We start from the raw sequence: 7,007 nt of genomic DNA, 5'->3' as shown, positions 1-7,007 counted from the left end.
GTTCGCCACGTTCAACCCAACCCATCTCAAGACCGGCGGACAGCAGAGGATTTCGATGTGGGCATCCGGCACTGGGACGGTCGTGCCACAGCGACTGAGTTATCTGCGTGCCCTGCACGAGGCAGCTCGACTTCCCGCACGCCACACGCCCATTCTCGACAGGAATGGCCATGGAATTCCCTAGAGTCCGCCGGACCCCGGGGTCGGCCGCGCGCCAAGGCGCCGGGGCGCCGCGGATGCTCCGCGGCGCCCCGGCGCCTTGTGTCCCGTTGGCTCGCTTTCGGACCTGTCCGGGTCCCAAAGGCAGGCCCTGGCCCGCGAGTCCGCGCGGCAAACCTCGGGAAGCGGGTGTGTTACTTGATGAAGTCGTCCACGACACGGGGCGGCCAGGTCCCCACCGTCAGCACCCCCATCGCATACGCGCGGGAAACCAGGGCCGCGCGGTTGGGAACCTTCAGTTTCCGCAGCAGTCCGGTGACGTGATACTCCACTCCCTGCCGGCTGAGATACAGCCGGGACGCCAGCGGAACCGTGGACAGGCCCGCCGCGATTCCCTCCAGTATTCGCGCGTCGATCTCGCTGAGTAATTTCTTTCGCGGCGCCACCACCGCGTCGTCCTCCGAGCCCTGGCCTGACCGCATCAGAACGAGAACCGCGGCGGGGTCGGGGCCATCGCCGCTCACGGCGGCGGCCGTGAGACAGCCGGTGAACGCGTCACCCTTCGGCCGCAGCGCCACCACGTGCGCGGCGAACCGGTCTCGGCGGCCCATCAGCAGCCGCTCGAACTGCCGCATGAGCGGCTGCCGCACGCTGGGGTGCACCAGATCGCGGAAATTGCGCCCGCAGACGTCGGGTGCCGTTGTCGAGGAATCGGAGGTGGGAGAGGCGAGGACGTCGACGGAGGCGGCGGTGTCGGTCGCGAAGTGACGGAAGAAGTCCTGGTTGGCCTGACGGATTGTCAGCGCCGGGTCCAGTACGGCCATGCACATGCCCGGCTGGTCGGGCGACGGCCGCCCTTCCCGCCGTCCGGCCTCGTCGAGCGCGCCGACCGCACTCCGGCCTGCCGAAATCTGCGGAGAATCCTCCAGAGCAGAAAACATCAAGAGACCTACATCCTTTCCAACCCCCGTCTGCAAACCAGAAACACAAGAGAGATCGAGAGAGAAACACGGAGAATGAAACGGGCCAGGTAAACCGAAGGCCCTGAAGCTGTCGGGAATGAATTCCGATCCCCCCGACACAATCGACACTAAGGAGCGAATCCGACAAGCGTCAACGCTGACCCGGTCCCCCACCGCTAAACCTGTGGTCGCACTCCCGCAGGGTACGGTCCCGCCCTGCCCTTTCGGTCCCCCGAACACCCCGCACCGTTTACCGCCGGTAAGCCGCACCGTATGCGGCACTCACGTCGGCGCACTCAGCGCGGACACGTACGCCCTGCCCGCACTTCGGCCTCCCAGCAGCTCGCGGCGCCCCACAACACCCAACTTCCGGTAACACGAAGTCAGATGCTTCTCCACCGCACGGGTACTCACACCCAGTTCATCGGCGATTTCCTGATTGGTCAGGCTCCGGCCCACCAGAGAGACGACCTTCCGCTCGCTGTTGGTGAGCGATGCCTCCACGCTCGGGGCGGCGGTACCCAGGACCGCGCAGGCGCGTTCGGTCAGCCAGGGGGCGCCGCAGGCGGTGGCGAGATCGGCGGCCTCGCGCAGCGCCGCCTTCGATTCGTTGCCGCTCTCCATGGCTCGGCCCAGCTGGAGGAGCGTACGGGCCAGCTCGAGCGTGTTGGCGGACGTGCGGAGGATCTCGGCGGACTCGCGCAGGACGGGGACGCCCCCTCCGCCGGGCAGGAGGGCCTTCAGGCGCAGGGCGCGGCCGAGGGCGGCGGGGGCCGCCCACTGCCGCGCCCAGGCCAGTTCTTCTTCCGCCAGGGCCAGGGCCGGGCGGGGCTCGCCCAGGCGGTGGTGGAGGACGATGGCGCGGGGCCGCCAGGGATAGAGGGCGGAGTTGCGCCAGCCGGCCGCTTCCAGTTGGCGGCCGCAGGCCAAGAGGGATTCCAGGGCGTGGGCGCCGCGGCCGCGGCGGGCGTCGAGCGAAGCTTTGAGGAGTTGCAGCATGGCCGTCAGGGCGAGGCTGTCCGGCCGGCGCCGGCCGGCGTCTTCAAGGAGGCGTTCGGTCAGCTGGATGTCGCCGGTTTCCATGGCCACCGCGGCCCGGATGACGGCGGTGGGCTCGCGCCAGTCCGCGTCGGCCAGTTCGGCGGCCCGGTCACCCTGTTCGCGGGCCTGGGTCAGGCGGCCGCGGGCGAGCTGGATCAGGGCGTTCTCGGCGTACACCATCGCGTGCGGGCGGTCGGAGTGCTGCTCGCTGGACAGGCCGGTGTTGATGCCCTCCACTGCGTCGGCGGCGTACAGGGCCACCGCGACCAGCGGGAGCGCGGTGCAGGCGCGTGCGGCGGTCACCGGCTCGCGTTCCAGGATCTGCCCGGCCAGGGCCGCGACGTCCGGTGCCGGCAAGGCACTCGAGAGAACCGCCACGTTGGTCAGAACGGCCGCCAGTTCGCGGGCGCCGCCGGTGTCCAAGGGGGGCGGGGTGCCCAGTGCGCGCAGGCGTTCCACCGCACCGGTCAGTTCCGTCGGGTTCTCGTGCCCGGCGTGCCACAGGCGCGCTTCCAGGCGCAGGGCGATCTCGCGAGCACGTCCTTGGTGCGGTGCCGTGGAGTCGAGGTCTTCGGAGGCACGGCGCAGCAGGTCCACCACCGAGGGGGGTGCCTCGCCCAGGAAGTTGGGCGGGATGCGCAAGGTGGCGGCGGCCCGGTCGGTGGCCGAGGGCAGGAGGCGGACGGCCTGGCTGATGTGGCGTTCACAGGCGGCGGGGTCGTTGCCACGTTCGGCGCCGGCCAGCTCGATCAGCAGGCGTGCGCGCTCGCCGTCGCCCGCGGTGCTCTCCAGCAGGGCGCGCTGCAGGTAGCGGGCGGCGGTGTCCGGCCCGCCGCGGCGCAGCGCGGCGCGCGCGGCTGACCGCAGTACCTCTACGGCCCACGGGCGGTGGGTGGCGGTGACGGACATCAGCAGGTCCGCGACGTGTTCGGCGGGGCGGCCGGCCTGGTGGAGGAGTTCGGCCGCGGCGTACCGGGAGCGTTCGCGTTCGGCGACGGTGAGGGCGGATTCGACGGCGTCGCGGACGACGCGGTGGAGGAAGCGCGGGGTGCCGTCGTGGGGGGCGAGCAGGCCGAGGTGGTGCAGGGTGCGCACGGCCTGCTGGTAGCCGATGGTGTCCAGCCGCGCGTGGCGCTGGATGAGGTCGGGCTCACCGTGGCCGCCGAAGGCGGCGATGGCCGCGGCCAGGTCGTGTACGGGGCCGGGCTGGGTGTACAGGCAGCCCGCCAGGCGGTCGCGGAGCTGGGCAGGGCGCTGCACGCGGGCCTGGTGGGCGTATTCGACGGTGGGGCGGTGGCCGCTCAGGGCCAGGTCGCGCAGGACGGACTGGAGGAAGAGGGGGTTGCCGGCGCAGGTGTCGTGGCAGGCGTGGGCGTAGCTGTCATCGGCGGGTTCGCCCAGGTGGCGGTGGATCAGGGCCCGGGTGCTGTCGAGCGAGAGCGGGGCGGGACGCAGGATGTCGGCGACGTCCGCGATGTCGCGGATGAGCGGGTGCTGGGCGCGGGGATCGCCGTCACGCAGGGTGCACACGAGGGCGGTGCGCAGCCCGTGCGGGCGCCGGGCCACGTAGGCCAGCCAGCGCAGGGAGGGGAGGTCGGCCCACTGCAGGTCATCGACGAGAATGAGCACGGGGGTGGTGGCGCAGGCTTCGGCCAGCAGGGACCACAGGCCGTGCAGGACGGCTTCGGAGGCGGGGGCGTCCTGGTCGCCGGGAGCGGGGAGGGCGCCGGTGGGGTCCGGCCGGGCGGCGCCGCCTGCGTCCTGGCCGCCGGGGACGGTGAGGCCACCGGCCAGGAGGGGGCCCAAGAGCTGGTGGACGATGCCGAAGGCGAAGTTCTGCTCCATGGATGCGGCGTTGGCCCGTAACACCCTTAAGGTATCGGGCGGATGGGTGCCGGCCTCGTGGAGGAGCGTGGAGCGGCCGATGCCCACGGGGCCGGCCAGCAGAAGTGCGGAGGACCGGCCCGCCTGTGCCCGACGTACTGCGGTGTCGATGCAGGCCATTTCCGATTCCCGCTCATACAGCATCGGTTACGTCCCTTTCCGTCGGCCGACTCCGCGCGCGGAGTTCCTTGCGCGAGGTGATGCGCAGCTTCTTGTACGACCTGCTCAGCCGGTGCTCGACGGTGCGCCGGCTCACCGCGAGCTGTTCGGCGATCTCTCGGTTGCCCAGGCCGCGGCGGGCCAGTTCGGCGGTCTGCCGCTCGGCGGGCGACAGGGCAGCCCACTCCTTGGGGAGGACGGCGTCGTCGGGGGTGGCGGGCTGTTCCAGCCGGGCGCTCAGCCACCGTATGCGTTCGGCCAGGCGGCTGGAGGTGTGGGTGACGGTGAGGCGGGACAGTTCGGCCAGCAGGCGGGCCGCGGTGGCGGCGTCGCCCTCGGTGACTTCCTCGGTGGCGCGTTCGGCCAGGACCCAGGCGTAGGTGAGCCGGGCGGGCAGCTCGCGCGGGACCCGGGGGGCTTCGCGGACGCCAACGGCCGGTTCCTGGTGATCGAGGCATCCGGCGGCGGACGCCTGGGCCAGGCCCAGTGCGCTGGGGGCGCCCCAGTGGCGGGCGAGGGTGAGTTCCTCGCGGATCAGGCGCTGGGCCTGTTCCCGGTCGCCGAGTGGGAGACAGGCTCGGGCGGCCAGCGAACGCCAGGGCAGCACTATGGGGTTGGTCCATTGTTTGCGCAGCATCCAGCGTCCGCTCTCCTTGAACAGTTCGACGGCCTCGGCCCAGCGTCCTTCGTCGGCGGCTACGCGGGCCCGGGCGAACAGCAGGTAGGGCCAGTGGGCGCCGTATTCGGAGCCGGGCGGCATGGGGGCGTCGAACAGGGCGCGGACCTCGTCGCGGCGGGTCTCCAGGGCGATGACGGTGCGTACGGCCATGAGGTGCGGGGCGGCCAAGGGGTGCCAGGCAGCGGCGGGCAGTGCCCGTTCGGCGGCGTCCGCGGCGCGTTCGGCGGCGTCCAGGCGGCCGCCGCGCAGGTGAAGTTCGGCCCACAGGACCAGGGCACGAGCGAGAGCGGGGTGGCAGTGGCGGCGGCGCAGTTCGACGACGATGGTGGCGAGGCGGTCCTCGGCTTCGGCGGTGGCGTCGGTGAGCCACAGTGCCCTGGCGGCGACCAGGCGGGGCACTACGGGTGCGGCGTTGCCTGCTTCCAGGGCGCGGCGGGCCAGATCCGCGGCCAGTGCGCGGTGCCGGCCGCGTGCGGTGAGCTGCCAGGCGCGGATGCCGGCCTGGGCGGGGCCGAGGGGGTGTTCGGGCAGGGCGGGGACGCCGGGGGCGGGGACGTCGGTGACCTCTGGCCCGATCTCGGCGGCGTACCAGTACAGCGCGATCAGGTCGTCACGCTCACTGCCGTGGGCGGTGGCGAGGGCCTGGGCGGCGGCGCGGCGGCCCCAGGAGTCGTCGCCGCGGGCGAGGCCCATGTCCAGGGCCCGTAAGCGCAGTTGGGCCCATGGTTCGCCCTCGCCCGGAGCCTGGATGAGGGTGGTGAGCCTGCGGTCGCTGGCTTCAGGAGCGGCCACGGCCTCGGCGCCGGCCAGGTCGAGGCTGATGCGGGCGCGTTGCAGGGGATCTTGGGGCTCGTCGAGGGCGCGGTGGAGGTAGCTGGCGGCGCGGGCGAAGTCACCGCGGCGCAGGGCCGCGCCGAAGCTGCCACGCAGGGCGTGGACCGCCCAGGGCTCGCCGATGGGTGGTGCCCGGAGGAGGAGGCGGGCGATGTCCTCGTCGTCGGCCACGGATCGGTAGGCGAGGTGGGCGGCGCGGGCGTGCAGGGAGGCGCGTTCGGCGGCGGGCGTGTCCTCCAGGATGCGGGCCTGGACGACGGGCAGGCGGATGCGCTCGTAGGGGCCGTCGGGGAGGGTGAAGCCGGCCATTTCCAGCGCCCCGCGCAGCCGGGATACGGGTACGGTGCGCCGCCCGGCCAGGGAACAGATCAGGGAGAAGCACAGCAGGTCGCCGCCGACGGCCAGCGCACGCAGCACGGCGGTCGCCTCGTCGGTCAGTCCCCGCAGGGCGCGCCCCGCGCGGTCGCCGATGATGCCGGTGATCAGGGTGCGCATCTGTGGGATGCGGTCGGCGGTCGGCCGGTGGCCGGCGTCGGTGAAGCAGTGCAGGGCCGCGTGCAGTACGGCGGGGCTGCCGTGGGACTCCTGGGTGGCCGCGGCGGCGAACGCCTCGTCGCAGGGGGTGCCGCAGATCTGCTCGGCGAGGGCGGCGACCGCGCGGGGGCTCAGTGGGGAGACGGTGAGATGGCGGGTCAGCCGCGCGGAGGGGGCGGCGTCGGCCGGCCAGTCGGGGCCGTGCGGGTCCAGGCCGGTGCGGCTGATGAGCAGTGCGAGGGGGATGCCGGTGGACAGGCGGCGTACGAGGCCCTGCAGCCAGTGCAGGGAGGCCGCGTCCAGCCACTGTGCGTCCTCCACCGTCACGAGCGTGGGTGTGCGGCGGGCGGTGTGCAGGAGTTCGGGCAGGCCCGGCAGGCCGTCCGGCTCGTGGTGCCCGCGCAGGGCCCGCAGGGAGCGTTCGGACACCTCGCCCATTGAGGTGAGGAGTTGGGCCACGGCTCCGTGGCGCAGGTCGCGTTCGGCCAGGGAGCCGCTGACGCGCAGGACGCGTACCGAGCGCTCCTCTGCGAGGCGGGCGGTCCAGCGCAGCAGGGCGTTGTGCCCGAAGCCGGGGCGGCCGGTCACGGAGACGACGGCGGGGCGGCCTTCGCCGAGCGCGGCCACCATGTGCCTCAGCTGCTCTTGTTCCTCCTCGCGTTCGAGCAGGGGTGGGTCGCTGCACCGACGCCCCGCCCGTATAAACCCAGCGTATAGCTGCTCGGGCTTCAGTCCCGTCACAGACATCCCCCCGA

At 72.7% G+C, this 7,007-nt stretch carries 3 protein-coding genes; all 3 read right to left on the bottom strand.

Going from position 1 to position 7,007, the window contains the following annotated elements; genetic code table 11:
- Nucleotides 1-353 precede the first annotated feature (353 nt).
- The 3 genes from ACZ4S3_RS10995 to ACZ4S3_RS10985 all read right to left on the bottom strand — a co-directional run bounded on the left by ACZ4S3_RS10995 (nt 354) and on the right by ACZ4S3_RS10985 (nt 6,999).
- Nucleotides 354-1,103, bottom strand: coding sequence for a LuxR C-terminal-related transcriptional regulator (locus ACZ4S3_RS10995; RefSeq protein ID WP_467930298.1), 750 nt, complete (start codon nt 1,101-1,103; stop codon nt 354-356).
- A gap of 300 nt (nt 1,104-1,403) precedes the next feature.
- A complete protein-coding gene (locus ACZ4S3_RS10990; RefSeq protein ID WP_467930293.1) occupies nt 1,404-4,190 on the bottom strand; it encodes a helix-turn-helix transcriptional regulator in 2,787 nt (928 codons plus the stop codon).
- Nucleotides 4,180-6,999, bottom strand: coding sequence for an AAA family ATPase (locus tag ACZ4S3_RS10985; RefSeq protein WP_467930289.1), 2,820 nt, complete (start codon nt 6,997-6,999; stop codon nt 4,180-4,182). The genes ACZ4S3_RS10990 and ACZ4S3_RS10985 overlap by 11 nt, the downstream gene beginning before the upstream one ends.
- Nucleotides 7,000-7,007 lie beyond the last annotated feature (8 nt).

The sequence above is a fragment of the Streptomyces sp. NPDC028368 genome, from assembly GCF_055565615.1.
This window is presented reverse-complemented; position numbering and strand designations above follow the sequence as displayed.

What these genes read in the sequence shown, in the direction of transcription:
- ACZ4S3_RS10990 (WP_467930293.1), bottom strand. Translation starts at nt 4,190, where the DNA reads ATGCTGTATGAGCGGGAATCGGAAATGGCCTGCATCGACACCGCAGTA.
- ACZ4S3_RS10985 (WP_467930289.1), bottom strand. Translation starts at nt 6,999, where the DNA reads ATGTCTGTGACGGGACTGAAGCCCGAGCAGCTATACGCTGGGTTTATA.